Source organism: Rummeliibacillus sp. JY-2-4R, from assembly GCF_053847205.1.
The window spans coordinates 2,193,990-2,211,006 of the sequence record NZ_CM132623.1; the positions used below are offsets into that span (position 1 = coordinate 2,193,990).

At 37.9% G+C, this 17,017-nt stretch carries 16 protein-coding genes and 1 pseudogene; all 17 read right to left on the reverse strand.

The features are described 5' to 3' along the window. Window positions 1–19: 19 nt before the first annotated feature. The 17 genes and pseudogenes from ACWV26_RS10620 to ACWV26_RS10700 all read right to left on the reverse strand — a co-directional run bounded on the left by ACWV26_RS10620 (window position 20) and on the right by ACWV26_RS10700 (window position 16,998). Window positions 20–631 carry a flavin reductase family protein gene (locus ACWV26_RS10620; RefSeq protein WP_455894734.1) on the reverse strand — a complete coding sequence of 204 codons (612 nt, stop codon included), beginning with the start codon at window positions 629–631 and terminating at the stop codon, window positions 20–22. A gap of 297 nt (window positions 632–928) precedes the next feature. Then, window positions 929–1,777, reverse strand: a complete 849-nt coding sequence (locus ACWV26_RS10625; RefSeq protein WP_455894735.1) for an aspartate/glutamate racemase family protein — start codon at window positions 1,775–1,777, stop codon at window positions 929–931. After that, window positions 1,774–3,147, reverse strand: coding sequence for an FAD-dependent oxidoreductase (locus ACWV26_RS10630; protein ID WP_455894736.1), 1,374 nt, complete (start codon window positions 3,145–3,147; stop codon window positions 1,774–1,776). Before ACWV26_RS10630 ends, ACWV26_RS10625 begins: the two co-directional genes overlap by 4 nt. Window positions 3,148–3,151: 4 nt before the next feature. Next, complete coding sequence (locus ACWV26_RS10635; RefSeq protein WP_455894737.1) at window positions 3,152–3,598, reverse strand: GlcG/HbpS family heme-binding protein; 447 nt, start codon at window positions 3,596–3,598, stop codon at window positions 3,152–3,154. Between the two features lie 13 nt (window positions 3,599–3,611). Further along, complete coding sequence (locus tag ACWV26_RS10640) at window positions 3,612–4,352, reverse strand: SDR family NAD(P)-dependent oxidoreductase (RefSeq protein WP_455894738.1); 741 nt, start codon at window positions 4,350–4,352, stop codon at window positions 3,612–3,614. 16 nt (window positions 4,353–4,368) lie between these two features. After that, window positions 4,369–5,781 (reverse strand): FAD-binding protein, encoded by a 1,413-nt coding sequence (locus ACWV26_RS10645; RefSeq protein WP_455894739.1) that lies wholly within the window; start codon window positions 5,779–5,781, stop codon window positions 4,369–4,371. After that, window positions 5,769–6,668, reverse strand: a complete 900-nt coding sequence (locus ACWV26_RS10650) for an isocitrate lyase/PEP mutase family protein (protein WP_455894740.1) — start codon at window positions 6,666–6,668, stop codon at window positions 5,769–5,771. The genes ACWV26_RS10645 and ACWV26_RS10650 overlap by 13 nt, the downstream gene beginning before the upstream one ends. A gap of 12 nt (window positions 6,669–6,680) precedes the next feature. Beyond that, on the reverse strand, window positions 6,681–7,469 hold the full coding sequence (locus tag ACWV26_RS10655; RefSeq protein ID WP_455894741.1) for an FAD synthetase family protein: 789 nt from the start codon (window positions 7,467–7,469) through the stop codon (window positions 6,681–6,683). Window positions 7,470–7,492: 23 nt separating this feature from the next. After that, entirely contained in the window at window positions 7,493–8,443 is a 951-nt protein-coding gene (locus tag ACWV26_RS10660; protein ID WP_455894742.1) for a VOC family protein, read from the reverse strand. Between the two features lie 110 nt (window positions 8,444–8,553). Then, window positions 8,554–9,507 (reverse strand): SMP-30/gluconolactonase/LRE family protein, encoded by a 954-nt coding sequence (locus tag ACWV26_RS10665; protein ID WP_455894743.1) that lies wholly within the window; start codon window positions 9,505–9,507, stop codon window positions 8,554–8,556. Window positions 9,508–10,007: 500 nt separating this feature from the next. After that, window positions 10,008–10,343 (reverse strand): annotated as a pseudogene (locus ACWV26_RS10670) (4-hydroxy-2-oxovalerate aldolase); the annotation flags it as partial. A 160-nt stretch (window positions 10,344–10,503) separates the two neighbouring features. Next, window positions 10,504–11,484, reverse strand: a complete 981-nt coding sequence (locus tag ACWV26_RS10675) for a VOC family protein (protein WP_455894744.1) — start codon at window positions 11,482–11,484, stop codon at window positions 10,504–10,506. 20 nt (window positions 11,485–11,504) lie between these two features. Further along, entirely contained in the window at window positions 11,505–12,713 is a 1,209-nt protein-coding gene (locus tag ACWV26_RS10680) for an acyl-CoA dehydrogenase family protein (RefSeq protein ID WP_455894745.1), read from the reverse strand. A 30-nt stretch (window positions 12,714–12,743) separates the two neighbouring features. Beyond that, window positions 12,744–13,601: an alpha/beta fold hydrolase gene (locus tag ACWV26_RS10685; RefSeq protein ID WP_455894746.1), complete on the reverse strand. Its 858-nt coding sequence runs from the start codon at window positions 13,599–13,601 to the stop codon at window positions 12,744–12,746. Between the two features lie 46 nt (window positions 13,602–13,647). After that, window positions 13,648–15,135, reverse strand: a complete 1,488-nt coding sequence (gene tcuA, locus ACWV26_RS10690) for an FAD-dependent tricarballylate dehydrogenase TcuA (protein ID WP_455894747.1) — start codon at window positions 15,133–15,135, stop codon at window positions 13,648–13,650. A gap of 40 nt (window positions 15,136–15,175) precedes the next feature. Beyond that, window positions 15,176–16,033 (reverse strand): alpha/beta fold hydrolase, encoded by an 858-nt coding sequence (locus tag ACWV26_RS10695; RefSeq protein ID WP_455894748.1) that lies wholly within the window; start codon window positions 16,031–16,033, stop codon window positions 15,176–15,178. Window positions 16,034–16,047: 14 nt separating this feature from the next. Continuing rightward, window positions 16,048–16,998, reverse strand: coding sequence for a VOC family protein (locus tag ACWV26_RS10700; protein WP_455894749.1), 951 nt, complete (start codon window positions 16,996–16,998; stop codon window positions 16,048–16,050). Between the last annotated feature and the right edge of the window lie 19 nt (window positions 16,999–17,017).

The window sequence follows — 17,017 nt, forward strand, 5'->3', positions numbered from 1 at the left end:
GGTTTTGAAATATCCGAAATTATTTAGGTCTTTCAATTGAAAACAGTTCACCGATTTTGGCATAATTTGCTCCCGCTAATCTACTTACTGCATTTAATTTCTTAGCATTAATTCGTCCACTTTCATAAATGCTATCATCGATATGGAATAGAACAACTTCACCGATAAACAAATCGCAGCCAGGTGCAGCTTCCTCTCCGCCTAGTGTAACAGCTTTTACAAGTTTACACTCAAATCGAACTTTTGCTTCATTAATACCAGGAACGCTAACCATTTTGCTTGACACTTGTGTTAGATTTGTTAAATCCAATTCGCTCTCACTAGATGGTAACGTTGCAGCTGTTTTATTAATTTCATGTACATTTTCTAAATCTACAACATGCACAACAAATTCTTTGCTTTCATAGATGTTACGTGCAGTATCCTTCATCTTGTCCCCTATCCTTTGAATAGAGATAGAAATGAGAGGAGGGTTTGAAGAAACAATATTAAAATAGCTAAACGGTGCTCCATTGACAATTCCTTCATTTGATTGTGTTGTTACAAAAGCAATTGGCCTTGGAATAATGGTACCAGTTAATAATTTATAATTCTCTCTTTCTGTATTCACATTCGGGTTAAGTTCTAACATCTGACGGGCTCCTTTAATGTAAGTGGATGAACTGCAAATGATATTTCTTCTTTGTATACCTACCTATATGTCATTCTTCTAATTCAAAACGAACATTTGCAGTTATATTAAAGCTAGTATACCTTCCTTAAGCCACTGTGAAAACTATTTCCCTCTTAATAATCCTAATTAATTTTATGAAAAAAAGGACATAACTGTAATCAAAAATTATGTAAAAGTTGAAACTTTTAATTTAATAATAAAAGGGTGGAAAGTTATACCCCACCCTCAAAATGTTGATCAAATGTTTAGTTTGACTTATTTACTTAACAAAACTTCTCGAACAGACAAACCAAAATCATCTTCAGCAGTTGTTGTTTGCAGATTATAATGCGCACGTAATTTCTCAATAATATCTTTCGGTGGTTTTGCGTGATAATAACCTTTGCGAGTCATTGTCATGCCACTTATTTTTTGTAAATCTACTAAAGATTCACACATCTTAATCCCCACTCCGAATGAATCGATAATCGGCACCTCATCTACATGATGGATTCCATGAGTTGCTAAGAAAATATTCATCGGGCCTTCACCAGGAATAATGACATCTGCTCCTTGATCGATTGCTTTTTTTGCAGCCTCTACAAATTTTTCGATAATTGGCGTTGGATGAGTAAAGCCTTCTAATATATCGTAAAATCCGATGTCAGCTTGGACGATTGGACCTAATTTTTGTTGTAGACCATAATCATTTGCATTATGGCGCAATTGAACTGCTAATGGCTCCAGAAAATTCACGATGCCAATATTCGTTCCGAGCATTGACGCCATGTGCATTGATGCTTGTCCATAACCTATGACTGGAATATCAACTAACGAACGTGCTTCGATTAATCCTACATCTGGAATCGTTCCAATGAACATCGCATCATATCCTGCTTTTTCTGCAATCAGCGCATTACGAATAAACTGTTCTTTGTGTAAGCTTTGCAAATAATTAAAAGTAATATAATGTCCCGGATATTGTGCAGGATACGTTTCTTTCTTCATCCCATGTAACACAACATCCACATCACGTCGAGCAATTTTAGATACATGCTGAACCACTGCATCACGATACGCAGGAATTTCTTCAATTGACGTTAGGCTTTGATGCCAGATTTTCATCCAACTACCTCCTCATTCAAAACTTCTAAAGCTTGCATAGCTGCAACTCTCCCGAAAATAGCAGCTTTTCCTAGGGAACTTCCTGTCATATAGCCAGCCCCATGAAATCCTCCAACCATTTCTCCGGCTGCATATAATCCTGCAATTGGTTCATTATACGGATTTAAGATTTCTGCTTTGTCATTCACTCGTACGCCTGCATAAGTAGCGAGCATTGCAGTGACGGTTTCCATTGCATAGAACGGCGCTTTTTTCAATGATGTTGGTGTTCCAAATGTATGGGTTAATGTTTTTCTACCTAATGGATCTGCTCCATTTTCAATACCCTGATTATATGAGTATACTGTCTGTAGTAAACATTTAGTAGGTAGGTTGATCTGCTCAGCAAGTTCTTCTAACGTGTCCGCTTTCACAATCAAATTCTCATCATATAATAATCCAAAATCATACAATGCATCATTTGAAACACTTTTTTCCATTACCGTTTGATCAAATATTTGATAGGTCTTTTGTTTTTGCAATAATGCTGCATCCCCTAATAATTTATAGGATAAAGATTCATTGATAAATCGAGATCCTTCTGCATTTACAATGATGCCACCTTTATAAAAGGTATGAGCTTGGCGTTTTCTTTGATTTGTTGAGCTTGGGTGAAAACCATACGTCCCCTTTAAATATGGAAAATCTTCTAACCAAGCGCCCACTGATGCGGCCAGTTTAATTCCATCACCTTGATTTCCTTCTCCACCGAGACGAATGGTCCCAGCTAATTGAGGCGCAAATTCATGTAGCAATTCTTCACTTTGAGAGAAGCCACCACTTGTCAAAATAACACCTTTTGTTGCATAACATTCATGTTGTTGACCTTCATGTTCATAAAGAACACCTACTACCCTTTCTTCTTTTACAAGTAAGCGTTTAACTGGACTATTTACATGTAAAGTTGCACCATTTTGAGTTGCTTGATCCTTTAATGTATGAATCGCTTGCTTTGGAATAATCGTATGACCTCGAGGGTTCGAGTGGCCACTTACTGCTTGGCAATCTTGAAACGACACCCCATGGGAAACAAGCCAGTTATAGGTTGCCAGTTGATACTTGCCGTAAGCTAATATTAACGACTCATTATTTTGATATTGACCAACTGCACGTAAATCCTCCATCAAGCATTCTGTTGTATCCTTAATATCTAAACGTGTCTGGAAATCTGTTTCAGCAAAAGCCATAAAACATCCGCTTAAAAGAGAGCTTCCACCAATTGATGGAAGCTTTTCAAATATGGCGACGTCCGCTCCACGTTCTGTGGCTTCAAGCGCTGCACATAGCCCTGCCATACCGCATCCGACGATAATGACATCTACTTTGTTCATATATTTACACTTCCTCTGCAGCCTCAGCTAACACGCTTAGCCCAGCCTCACATACTTGCATATCATGAGTATAATGACCACCACTAACACCAATCCCTCCGACACATTCTCCATTTACTTGTATTGGATAACCTCCTCCAAAGACAACTAAACGATCTGTATGAACTATGCCCGTCATAAGAGGTGGATCATTCTTTAAGCGATCGTACCATTCATGTGTAGGACGATTATATGCTGCTGCTGAAAAGGCTTTATTTTGCGAAATTTCCAAAGCTAATACTGGAGCACCATCCATTGCGACAAAGGCTTTTAAGTTTCCTGCTTTGTCAACAATGGAAATGGCAAACTTCATACCTAATTCTTTTCCTTTTTCCTCCGCTTTTTCTAGCATAGCCTTTGCTAAATCTAATGTAATTGAGTGTTGCGTATAAACTGGGTTAAAATCTTTCATTTTATTATCCTCCTTATGATTGAACGGCAAAACCAACAGGCATTCCTGCACCAAAAGCCTCTACAGAAGTGGCTGTAATTGCCTTACTTTTTGGTAAAACTAAATCCGTAATGACATTGGCCAAATCAATTGGTTGTAGCCACCCTGTCTTATTAATATTTTCACCTAGCGCATCCGTCATTTGTGTATCCACAGGACCTGGACATACTGCATTTACCCGAATACCATAGGGTTTTAATTCTTCGCCAAGTGCCTTAGAAAATCCGATAATGGCATGCTTCGAAGCAATATAAGCACTGCGATTGGGGCCACCTTTTGTTCCCCAAATCGATGAAATATTGATAATGGCTCCCTCTCTTTTTTCCTTCATATCTTCTACTACTTCTTGACAAAGATAGAAAGGACCATGCACATTGACATCAAACATTTTCTTCCATTCCTCTGTTGATGTTTCCGTAAAAGGTTTTAAAAGCATAGCTCCAGCATTATTGATCAAAATATCAATCGTGCCCAGTTTCTTTTTGATTTGTGATATGACTTTTTTCACTTCTTCCTCGTCCGCAACATCACAAGAAACAGCCATGGCATCAACACCATATGTTGTTTGAATCAAATTTACCACTTCTTCGCATTCTTGTTCGTTGCGTGAACAAACTGCTACACGGGCACCGTGAGAAGCTAAAAGAATAGCTGTTTCTTTTCCAATTCCTCGACTTGCTCCAGTTACAAGCGCTACTTTTCCATCTAATTGCATCAGGGTTCCTCCTATTCTAGATAGTTTGATAACGACCAATATATGAAATGGCGTGTTTACCAGCTCTTCTGCCAAACACTAAACACCGAAGAACAGATGTTCCTCCTGGATATTTTCCATAATAGATACCAGAAGTTTCGCCTACAGCATATAAGCCAGGAATAGCTGTTTCATCTCCTGTTAATACACGTGCATCAATATCCGTTGCTAATCCGCCATTTGTAAACACATTGCAACAATGAACGGGGTATGCAATATATGGGCCTTCGTTTATAGGAATAGACCAATTTGATTTATTTAACCTTAAGTTTTTCGTTGCTAATCCATCCATTTTGTTATAGATAAATTCACCTTTTGGACATGCTTCATTGAATGTTTGAACTGTCTTTACTAGATTTTTCGGATTAACATTAATTTTTTCAGCAAGTTCCTCGAGTGTGCCTGCTACAATTGGTGGCATATCTGTTTGCAGCGCTTCCACATAATTCGGAATGTTATACATTTTTTGGTCCGTAATCATGTATGCAACATGGTCTTTACATGTATAGAAAATTTTTCTCGCAACTTCTTCATACTGTTCATCAATTGTTGTTATGCCTTCATCCGTGAAACGTTCACCATTTCGATTAACTAAAATAGCATATGGGAATAACATAACCCCCGCTTCTTCTCGCTTACTACGCGGATCGACCGTCTCTGCATGGAAAGAATCAAATTGGCCTTTTCCAGCAGCACCAATCCGCATAGCCATACGAATTGCTTCCCCTTTATTAAATAATCCTCCCTCTGAAACCGGTGGAATTTTATATGCATTACGCCCGATATACTGTGCCATCATTTCTTTATTTCCCTGGAATCCACCCGCAGCAAGTATGACTGCATTCGTTTTTAAATGCATACTACTTCCATCTGCGATACGCACTTTCAATCCATTCACAGCACCATCATCATTTAAAGTTATATCCCATGCTGTAGTTTCATAAATAATTTCCACACCTAATGCACGTGCTCGTAAACTTAAGGTATCAACGATTGCTCTGCCCCCACCAACTGGTAATAGCCTTGGACGTGAAGCAGTTAAGAACATCGTTGGTAGAAAATCGAAAGCAACGCCTTTTGATTCTACCCAGCGCAATGTAGGTCCTGCTTCCTGTTCAAGTGTTTGCGCATACTGCCTGTCTATCAATTGATCTGAAAAATTTAGCATATCTGAAACCAAATTGGGTGCTGGTGTATCAATGTTCTCCATACGCATATAGGCAGCTGTCCAGCGCGTATTTCCTCCTCTTTTTTCAAATGGGGCACGTTCTAAAATAGCTATAGAAATGGATTGATCTTGTGCTTTTGCTTCTTCAGCAGCAGCTAGAGCAGACGCTGTACCAGCAGCGCCACAGCCTACAATGATTAAATCATAATCTACTTTACCCATTCACGTTCACCACTCTCTGATTTTTCAGAATACTTCCCTTCCAATTCTTTAATTTCATGGAGCTTAAATAATTGTTGCCGCTCTTCCCACGAGCATATATATGAATCGATATTTGCTTGAGATTCGTCTCTTTTTAAAACCGCTAAAGCATCTTTGACACCTTTAATCGCACCACGTAAAGCGGTATTTGCACAAAGTACGATTTTATAGCCCATCATTTGCGCTTCTTCCTTTGTAACAAGTGGAGTTTTGCCACCCTCTACTAGGTTTAAAATTAATGGAATATCAGTTACTAGCTTTGGTATTTGTGCAATTTGTTCTAATTTATTAGGAGCTTCAACAAAAATAGCATGTGCTCCCGCTTCCTTATAAGCATTGGCACGTCTGATTCCTTCACCAAATCCATATACTGCTAGAGCATCTGTCCGAGCAATAATGGCTAATTGTTCATCTTGACGTGCATCTAATGCTGCTTTTATTTTTCCAACCATTTCTTCTGTTGAAATGACTTCCTTGCCATTAAAATGTCCGCATTTTTTCGGCATGACTTGATCTTCAATTTGAATCGCTGCTGCTCCAGCTCTTTCTAGAAGCTTTACAGTTCGTTGCATATTCACTGCATTGCCAAATCCTGTATCTGCATCAACGATTAATGGAACACTTGTCACATCTGCCATCCATGAAACAACCTGTGCAATTTCTGATAATGTCGTTAAACCTACATCTGCCCATCCAAGTTGTGCGTTTGAAATTCCTGCGCCCGTTACATATATAGCCTCAAAACCTGATTCTTCTACCAATCTAGCAGTCATCGCATCAAATGCACCTGGTAATATAAATGTTTCTGGTCTCTGTATAAGTTGTTGAAACTTTTCTGTTTTTGACATTTTCTTCATCCTTTAACTAATTACTTGTACTGCTATTTGTGTAATTCGTTGGTGAAAGATAATCGTACACTCCTCGAATTGAATTTCATAATTAAATCGAATCCATTTTCTGTTCACTACATGGACTACTTGTGAAATAGACCGTTCGCCAATTAGTACGGTTACATAGTAATTTCCTTCTTCAGGAAGTGTATAATGTGCCCTCAAGCCAGTATGGAAATGATACTGAACTTGATAAGGTACCCCCAATAATGCTGTCATGGTTTCCATTTGACCGTTTTGTAACAGTTCTCGCAAATAGGAGGAGCTTACCTTTGATCCATACATTGCATATTCTTCTACCACTTGAACTGTTAGTTGGTGCCCGCTATGATTTTTAATCGTATTAACATTTCCTGCTCCCTTTGCACCGTACGTATAGTCAAACCCAGCCACTGCATGTTGTACTTTCAAGTTAACCAAATATTCCTTAACAAATGTTTCAGGCGTTAAAGAGGCAAACGATCTTGTAAATTCAACAATATAGAAAATATCAACACCGAGCTTTTTTAGTTGTCTGGCTTTGTGCTCCATAGGCATTAAATAATCGATTTCTTGATTTAAAAATACCGTTTTTGGATGTGGAAAAAAACTCATGACCGCTAAAGGAAGCCCTTTCATTTTGGCCGATTCTTTGGCTTGAGCAATTACTTTTTGATGACCTTTATGAAGCCCATCGAAGAAGCCTAATGCCATCACACTTGAACAACAATTAGCTTGAATCGTTGATAAATTTTGTTCATTTACAAGAATTACTTTCATCAGCCTCACCTACCTTTTAATGTTTAACGAGCTTCGATGGTAATATTGTTGAGTTCCTTGTCTTGTACCGTGTCGCCCCAATAAGTATTACAAGACGAGCGCTCTTCCAAGGTCCATTCGACCGGCTCCCAATCAGGCTCGAATATTAAATATCCCCCTGAAAACAATTCAACGCGACAACCACTGCCTGGATCCATTACGTAAAGGTAAATAGCCTGAGTTGCCCCATGTTTTCCTGGACCAATAAATTGAAGTCCGTTTTCTTTTAAAATATCTGCAGCGCGTAATATATCTTGCGAATCATCCAACCAATATGAAATGTGGTGTAAGCGTGCTGGTGTTGGCAATGTTTCTTTCTTTAAAAGGGCTACATCATGAACTAAAGGGGTAACACTTAACCATCCTGCTAAAATCCCTTCATCACCACGCATATACTCACGCATATTAAATCCAAGAACATTTACCAAAAAATCATACGATTCTTCCACATCTGTAGAAGTATGAATATTGACATGATCAAAGCGACGAGGTGAAATACCTTTGCGCCAGGATTGATAGACTTGATTCTTTAATACGGACGCTTTACCATTTGTTGCTTTTGGCTTTTCAACATCATAATAAAATTCAAATGTATGACCACTTGGCATCCTAAAACGAATCGAATCTCCAATGCCTACAGTTGTACCTTTTGGATATTCTTCAACTGCTACGTTTAGTTCTTCCAAAATACTTTTGAATGCTGCTACACACTCAGGCGTTTTGGTACGCCAACCAATTTGTTTTACATAGCCTGCTTCTCCTTTTTCAAGACTTAAAGTATGATGTTGGAAGTCACTGTAAGCTCGTAAATAATGGACGCCGTTTACTTCCTCTGTCTCTTCTAAACCAATTACTTCTTTAAAGAAAAATAAGGATTTTTCTAAATCACTTGTAACTAAAGCAACATGTCCTAATTTCGCAATTTCAGGTTTCATTTCACTTTCCCCCTAAATCAGCTTTCTTTAATAGTACAAAACAAAAACTAACAGAACTACGATTCATTTTTCTAAAATTCAATCAATTTTCCGTAAAAAAATACCGAATTCTAGATTCGTATTTTCTCTCGATTCGATTCAAATTCATAGTATTCAACACCTTGTTCATCGATTGGAATTTCTACTAGATAGCCTGCAAATGGTTCCTTTTTAACTTTATCTGCAGGTAAAGGTTCATACGCAGTAGTAACAAACAATGTATCTAATTTTTCTCCTCCAAACGTACAAGACGTAACATGTGAAAATGGTAATTCAATATCTTTTTCAACCTGCATGTTTGTCGGATTAATACATACAATTCGTGTTTCTTTTTCAGAAGTAGTTGCCACTTTTCCTCCTTTAAATAGTGCAACCCATAAGTTTCCATTATCATCTATTGTCATTCCATCTGGATATCCCTCATCGACTTCAAATGTATAAATAATTTTTTCAAATTGAATCTCACTATTTTCCGATAATTCATATTGGTAAATATGATGCTTTGAAGAATCTATATGATAAAATTTATTGGTTTTTCGATTCCAATCTAGGCCACTAGATAATGTGATATTTTTTAATTTCACTTGAATATTGCCATTTTGGTCGATGCTAAATAAGTTTGCATTTTCAAACGGATATTGCGACATCGATGTAAGTGGAGAGTCTTTAAATCTTTTATAAAATCCATCTGAAGATCCTACCCAAATTTGTCCATCAGGTCCACATTTGCCATCGTTTAAATAATGGATGTCGTTTAAGCCTTCGGGTATGACGAATGGTTTTTTGATACCTTGTTTAAAATTAAGATAGTAGAGTCCATCTTTATAAATGCCAATAAATTGGCCGTCTGTTGTTGGTACGATTGCTTGTATAGGTCCTAACGCGTCATATACGTTTTCTTGGTTGGTTTTTGGGTTGTAAGTGATGATTTTCTTTGCTGCAGTATCTAACCAGATAATTCCATATCCATGGTGCCAAATGGGACCGTCCCCAATCTTTGCACGATAATGTCCACACTTTTTCATACACATCACCTACTCTTCTAAATTGTATATTTATTTTTAATGATCATCTTTTTACATTAGTAGATTCTTCCCTTGTTGAGTGGACTGAAAATTTGTTTTAATACTAATTTTTTTAGTTAGACTGGTATTAGCTTCGCTTTCCGAGCTAAGCGAGCGGTGAGTATCCTCGTTAGCTTTCGCTTCCTGCGGGGTCTTACCTGTCTCACTTTTCCTAGCTAGGAGTCTTCGCTTATTCCACGTCAGAATTTTTGTGGTTACTAATCTCCGATTAAAATTTTCATTAACAAATATTTGTATTCCAGCTTATTCTATTATCTAGAATTCGCTATTTACTGATTCCTACATTCCTCCAAAAATTAGCAAATTAGCAAATTATATTAAAATCTATTTTTATAAAAATTAGATACAACATTATTTTCTTGAAAAAAAAGAAAGAGTTATTAGCTCCTTCTTTTTTAGCTATCAAAACAACTAATGTTTTATTTTGTGATTTGTAATGATTACGCCACTTCGTAGATTTTATCTTCTTGGCCTCCAACGGCTTTTCTTCTGCCTAGTTCTACTAAAATATCTCGTTCATCTACAGAAAAGAGTTGAGCAGCTTTTTCTGTGTGTAGCAAGAAGCTAGAGTATACTCCTGCGTAGCCCATCATAAGACTTGATCCAGAGATTTCTTGGGGTCTAGGTAAGATTGGAGCAACGATGTCATTTGCTACATCGATGATTTTATATAAATCTTTGCCAGTTTGTATGCCTAGACGATTAAGAACAGCGATTAGAGCTTCTGTTTGTGTATTTCCTCCTGCTCCCAGAGCTCGCAGTAAGCCATCAATATAACCTCCTCAAGACTTTAATCGTTATAACTCGAATGCTTTTCAAATGATTAAATTCATCATTCGGATAGATCTCATTCTAAGTATTTGCTTAATATCCCGCAGGTAGCTTTGCTCTGTTCAAAGGCACAAACTACAACAACAGTTACCATATTTCGCTTTATTATAATGTTTTAAGAGAAGTTGTCCTTCTCATGCCTATTGTCGGGTTATTCTCTGTTTTTGCATCCATTTGATCTCCCCAATACGTAAATCCAAGGTCCATTTCATCAAGTGTCCAGCGAATCGGTTCCCAATCCGGTTCAAAAATCAGATAACCATTTGTGAAAATTTCTAGTCTTACACCGCTACCTGGATCTATTGCATAAATGTACATCGCTTGAGAGATCCCATGCTTTCCAGGTCCTTTAAAGAAAATGCCATTTTCTTTTAAAATATCTGCTGCTCTCAGTAAATCTTGCGCATTGTCTAACCAATAGGCAATGTGATGCACTTCATGTGTTGATTTTGAATTCGGATCAAAACTAAAGGCAATATCATGTACAAGCGGAGTTACACTCATCCAAGCACCCACGTATGTTCCATCTGGTGCTTCGACATATTCTCGTAAATTGAAACCTAAATGCTTTTCCATGAAATCTGTGAATTCATTGGCTGGCAATGAACTTAATAAGTTAACGTGGTCAATTCTTCGTGGTGAAACACCTCTATTCCACGATTTGTGCGTTTGGTTTTTTAATACAGAACGTGTTTCAGGCGAAGCTAATGTTTTATCCATATCAAAGTAAATTTCAAATGTATGATTGCTTGGTAATTGGAAACGGAATGCTTTGCCTTGCCCTTTTTCCGATCCTTCTTCAACCCATTCAATAGCAATCCCACTATTTTGTAATTGAGCTGCAAATAAATCGACATCTTCACGTCGTTTTGTTCGCCAGGCAATATGATCTAAGTGCGCTTCTTCTCCTGCTCGAATCGATAATGTATGATGCTCAAAGTCTCCCCATGCACGTAAATAGTGCACACCATCGGCTACTTCTGTTTCTTCTAGTCCAATCACTTCTTTAAAAAACCACAATGACTTTTCTAAATCTGTACTAACTAACCCAAAATGTCCTAGTTTTGAAATTTCTGCTTTACTCATTTTCCTGCCCCCTTTGTCAATTAAGCAAAATAAGTGTTTGGCTCTAAATCACACATAATACGACCATATGTTTCTAGTAAACTAGTTGGTGTGATAAATCCATGTAAATGCATGGAGATAAAATCTCGATAGAACGTTTGGAATACATTATTGTTATAGGCAAAAACAGAACCAGCTCCTGCTAACATCAAGTCAAAAGCATCTTTACATAGCTGATTCGCATAGCCAAATTGCGCCTTAATACGAATACTTTCTTTTTGTGTAAATTCTTGACCACGAGTTGAATACTCATCTAAATCAGAAATGGCTTGCTCAAATAACATGCGTGCACATTCAAGCTTCATTTCCGTTTCAGAAATTTGTAAATGGGTAACCGCTGCCTCATTCATTTTGTTATAGAAGGTATTGCCAATTCCGGCTTTTGCCACACGTTCAAGATGTAAGTCAAAACCACCAAGTGCAATACCCAAAGCGGGTGCAGCAATAGAGAGTGTTAGCGATGGCACAAATGGTGTACGATATAACGGATTATCTTGTAATTCTTCTATAATATAGTGCCCCTTTTGCGCTAATCGGTCTAAAGAAACACGATGTTCTGGAATGAAGATTTCTTTTACAACAACACTATTACTTCCTGAACCGCGTAACCCCACTACATTCCAATCATCTAATACCTTTGCATCTTCTTTTGGGACAATCAGGATGGCCATCTCTACGCCACCATTTCCATCATCAATAGGTGCACCGAAGTAGAACCAGTCAGCATAAGGAGAACCCGATACAAATGGCCACTGCGCATCTTTAATAAAATAGCCACCTTCTACTTTTTCAATATCAATTCGAATCGGTTTAAAATTCCCTGCTAATACAACATCTTTATTATGATTTGGCCCGAAGATTTCATCTAATGCTTTGCGCCCGAAAGCATAAGAAATCATGTAATCACGAATATTACTAAGCGATACAAACCAACCAGCAGAAGCATTACCTCGACTAATTTCAGTTACTACGTCAAAATAGGTGCGCATATCTGTTTCATAGCCATTGAACATTTTCGGACGCAAAATTTTTAATAGACCTTTATCACGAATCGCGTTTACTACTTCATCGGGTAAATTACTTGTTTGGTCAATTTCTAATGTTTTATCTCGCAATAATTTTTGTAAGGAGCGTGCATTTTGAACTAACATTTCACGAGCGTTTTCTGTGTTTAAAACTGTTTCACTCATCCGGACCCCTCATTTCAAATGATTTTTCAATTAAACTTCAACTTCCACTTTATCTTTTTTGAAGAAATGTTTTGTCGCATGTAAAAACTCTTCACGTTGCTCAATCATTGCCCAATGGCCGCATTTCTTAAAGACGCGTAGTTCTACATTTGGTAAATGATCTAAAGCATATAAACTACTTTGTAATGGAACGAAACGGTCATAATATCCATGAATTAATAAGAATTCGTTTTCCATTCGCTCAAATGCTGTTTGAGGGATCAACATTTCGGTTAACGTTGATTTTGTAAAGTTCTCACGATAGGAGCGAAGAATCTCAGGACGTTGGAACATTTCAAAACGTTCTTCCACAACTTGATCAACTAAAGGTTGCATCCTATCTATGTCATGGACAAACCAACTCAGTAAGTTTTTCAAGTTTTCTTTTGTTGGGTCCAAATGGAAGTTTGATAACTTTAATAGTTCTGCTGTTGGCTCTTTTAGCAATACGCCTGCTCCCATAAGCACGATTTTTTCAAAGCGCTCTGGAGCCTGCATATTTAAATACATAGATACAACACCACCAAGTGAGTTGCCCACTAAATTCGCCTTTAGTACATTTAAGGAATCCATTAAATCTAAAATTTGTTTAATACGCATCGACATCCATTGAACGCCATTTTCTGGATATACTTCTGGGTGATCTGTATCACCAAATCCAACTAAGTCCGGTGCAATGACATGAAAATCTTGTGCATATTCTTCCAAAACAAATTGCCAATTTGCTTTGGCATTCGCTCCTGGACCAGAACCATGGATGAAAATTACTGTTTCTTTGTGTTCCGTTCCGCCTTCATGAAAATACGTTTCATAATCACCTGTTTTAACTTTTCGTTGAACAATTGTCATTCTAACCACTCCTTGAATTAACTTAATATTCTGACATTTATTTTCCCTATACTGTCGAATGTTTTTTAGTTTGTACAAATTGACTTGCATGTTCACCTGCTAATTTTCCAAATACAGCACCTGATGTGAGACCAGCTCCACCGGGATAGTTGTCATAATAAAGGCCACCAACAATTTCACCAGCTGCATATAGGCCATCTATTGGTGTAAAGTCATTATGAATGACTTGTGCATTTTTATTTATTTTTAAACCACCATATGTGAATGTGATTCCACAACCTACTTCATAAGCTTCAAATGGCCCTTCATCAAGACGATTCGCCCAATTCGACTTTGACACCGATAAGCCATTCGTTTTTTTACCATCTAATCGATTGGGATTAAAAGCGATGTCTTCTGAAACAGAGGCATTATACTCTCCTACTTCCTGTAAAAAAGCTTGTGCATCCATTCCTTCCATTTTTTTTGCCAACTCTTCTAATGTATTGGCAGTTACTTTAGAAACTTGACGGCCATTGTATTCCTCTCGAATAAAACGCTTTACTTTGGCATCATAGACTTGCCATGCACATTGCCCAGGTTGTTTTAAGATTTCACGGCCTACTTTTGCATAAATATAGTTTCGGAAGTTGGCACCTTCATCGATAAATCGTTGACCTTTTTGATTGACCATAATGCCAAAAGGAAAACTCAGCTTTTGGAATCCTTCTTTATAATCCGGCAAGTGTCGATCACCGCTAACAGCATGTGCACCCGACCAGTTACCAGTCGTACGTGCACCCAATGACATGGCCATCCGCAGGCCATCACCCACACTATATTTACAGCCTCTTGTATGAACGGTATCCCAACCAGGTCCTAAATATTTGGTTCGCATTTCAACATTGGCATGAAAACCACCAGATGCAAGCACCACGGCATTACACGCAATAACACGTTCTTCTCCATTACTGCGTACAATTACACCTTCAATCGTACGATTTTTTGTTACAAGGTCAATTGCTGCAGTATTATAAAGAATGGATATGCCCATCTTTTGTGCTTCACGATGCAAGGCTTCCACTAATCCTTTTCCACCACCAACAGCCTCAATGACCATACCACCCCAAAAAACAAATTTATCATCGATTTTATAGGCTTGTCTTCCGTAAATTGGAATCCATTTCACATGGTGTTTCGATAACCATTGAACCGTTTCAAAGCTTTTCTTTGTCATAATTGACGCAAGGTCGTAATCTGTTCGATAATTTGACATCACACATAAATCATCAAAAAACTGCTCTTTTGTATAGCTTCCAAAGTCAACCATTGCAAATTCTTCATCTGTCATATCAGGTAATAGTGCTCGCACTTGCTCACCATTCTTATACGAAAAGCGAATGGAACCATGTGTGTATGCTGTATTACCACCTTTTTCTTCTTGAGATGAAATTTCTAATACAGTCACTTGTGCCCCATTTTCAGCGGCCGAAATTGCAGCACTTAACGCTGCATTTCCGGCACCGATTACTACGATATCTGTTTTCTCAGGCATCTATATCACTCCTATATTAGTTTGAAGGGGAATAAGAGTTTTATAATTTACCATTAAAGAACTGTTGAATAAGATGATTAAATTCATCTTTCTTTTCAATTTGTGTCCAGTGACCGCATTTTGAGAAAACATGTAATTGTGCATCGTCTAAATACTCCATTAGATAGTAGCTAGAATCGATGGAGCATACTTTATCATCACGTCCATGTACTAAAAGAATTTTGTTTTTAATACGACGTAGTGCAGCCGTTGGAATTGGTACTGCTGCTGTAGAAAAAATGGAATTGTTCGAACGACGTACTTCCTCACGCATTGCGTTTTCAAAACGAGAATCTGTAATTCCATCTATAATTGGTTGCATTGCTTCATTGTCATAAACAAACCAGCCCATAATTTGTTGTAAGCGCTTTTTTGACGGATTATCATAAAAGGACTTCGCACGCGCTAATTCTAGGCTCAGCTTTGTATTCGGCGTACCACCTGGCCCCATAAGTACTACTTGATCGAAGCGTTCTGGATATTCTAAAAGTAGTTCAAGTGCTACAGAACATCCTAATGAATTCCCTACAACATGAACTTTATCTAAATTATAAAAATCTATTATTTCAATCACTTGTTCAATCCAACAATCCATCCATGCTTGGCGATTCTTCAAAGGTTCTCCTGGGTGATCACTTTGTGCAAAACCATACAAGTCTGGCGCTAAACAATGGAATGTTTTGCCACAATCCGCTAATGCATAGCTCCAGTTAGCGATAGCTGTTACTCCCGGGCCTGAGCCATGTAAAAAAAGAATCGTTTCTGTATTTTCTGTTCCAGACTCATTCATCCATGTCGTATACTTACCTGTTTTAATATGTTTTGAAGTAATGATATTTTCAACGTTTGTAGTACTCACACTACATTCCTCCCTTAAGCTTCAATTGTTGGAACTATTAATGCATTACCTGTTATACTATCGCCCCAATACGTATTACCAAACGCTCTTTCTTCTGGTCGCCAAACGACTGTTTCCCAGTCTGGTTCGAAAATTAAATAACCACCAGTAAAAAGCTCAACTCGGCAACCACTTCCTGGATCGATTACATATAAGTAAATGGCTTGTGAAATACTATGTTTACCAGGTCCAATAAATGGAAGCCCATTTTCCTTTAAAATATCCGCTGCTCGCATCAAATCTCCTGAACTATCAAGCCAATACGAGATATGATGGAAGCGTCCAGTTGTTTCAAGCGTTTCATGCGCAACAAGGGCTACATCGTGTACTAAAGGGGTGACACTCATCCAGCCGGCCAATAATTTTCCTTCATCCGTTTCGATACATTCGTTGATTCGGAAGCCTAATTCGTCAACGAAGAAATCATAGGCGCTATTTCCTTTTGCGCAAGTGTGAATGTTGACGTGATCTATGCGACGTGGAGAGATGCCTTTTGCCCATGATTTATAGGTTTGATTTTTCAATACGGACTTTCGGTGTTCTTCTACTTCACCTTTTTCCACATCATAATACAATTCCAATTGATGGCCAGACGGTGCGATGAATCGAATGGCTTCTCCAATACCCGGAGTAGTCCCAGCAGGAATGTGCTCAATTGTGTATCCTTTTTCTGCAAATTGTCTAGCAAAAAGTGGAATATCTTCCGCACGTTTTGTTCGAAACGCAATATAGTTTACTTTCCCTTTATCTCCAGGTGAGATGGATAATGTATGATGCTGAAAATCTCCCCAAGCTCTAAAATAATACGTATCTTCTATTTTCTTCGTTAATTCAAGTCCAATCACATCTCGAAAAAAGATCACTGATTTTTCGATATTCGAAGATTCAAGCGCTACATATCCTAATTTGGCTATTTGTGGTTTCAAGCTTCATCCTCCCTTTGTA

Excerpts from the sequence above, each read along its gene's own strand:
- ACWV26_RS10665 (WP_455894743.1), bottom strand. The coding sequence starts at position 9,507 with ATGAAAAAGTGTGGACATTATCGTGCAAAGATTGGGGACGGTCCCATT.
- ACWV26_RS10640 (WP_455894738.1), bottom strand. The coding sequence starts at position 4,352 with ATGCAATTAGATGGAAAAGTAGCGCTTGTAACTGGAGCAAGTCGAGGA.
- ACWV26_RS10625 (WP_455894735.1), bottom strand. The coding sequence starts at position 1,777 with ATGAAAATCTGGCATCAAAGCCTAACGTCAATTGAAGAAATTCCTGCG.
- ACWV26_RS10635 (WP_455894737.1), bottom strand. The coding sequence starts at position 3,598 with ATGAAAGATTTTAACCCAGTTTATACGCAACACTCAATTACATTAGAT.
- ACWV26_RS10675 (WP_455894744.1), bottom strand. The coding sequence starts at position 11,484 with ATGAGTAAAGCAGAAATTTCAAAACTAGGACATTTTGGGTTAGTTAGT.
- ACWV26_RS10630 (WP_455894736.1), bottom strand. The coding sequence starts at position 3,147 with ATGAACAAAGTAGATGTCATTATCGTCGGATGCGGTATGGCAGGGCTA.
- ACWV26_RS10645 (WP_455894739.1), bottom strand. The coding sequence starts at position 5,781 with ATGGGTAAAGTAGATTATGATTTAATCATTGTAGGCTGTGGCGCTGCT.
- ACWV26_RS10650 (WP_455894740.1), bottom strand. The coding sequence starts at position 6,668 with ATGTCAAAAACAGAAAAGTTTCAACAACTTATACAGAGACCAGAAACA.
- ACWV26_RS10620 (WP_455894734.1), bottom strand. The coding sequence starts at position 631 with ATGTTAGAACTTAACCCGAATGTGAATACAGAAAGAGAGAATTATAAA.
- ACWV26_RS10680 (WP_455894745.1), bottom strand. The coding sequence starts at position 12,713 with ATGAGTGAAACAGTTTTAAACACAGAAAACGCTCGTGAAATGTTAGTT.
- tcuA (WP_455894747.1), bottom strand. The coding sequence starts at position 15,135 with ATGCCTGAGAAAACAGATATCGTAGTAATCGGTGCCGGAAATGCAGCG.
- ACWV26_RS10685 (WP_455894746.1), bottom strand. The coding sequence starts at position 13,601 with ATGACAATTGTTCAACGAAAAGTTAAAACAGGTGATTATGAAACGTAT.
- ACWV26_RS10660 (WP_455894742.1), bottom strand. The coding sequence starts at position 8,443 with ATGAAACCTGAAATTGCGAAATTAGGACATGTTGCTTTAGTTACAAGT.
- ACWV26_RS10655 (WP_455894741.1), bottom strand. The coding sequence starts at position 7,469 with ATGAAAGTAATTCTTGTAAATGAACAAAATTTATCAACGATTCAAGCT.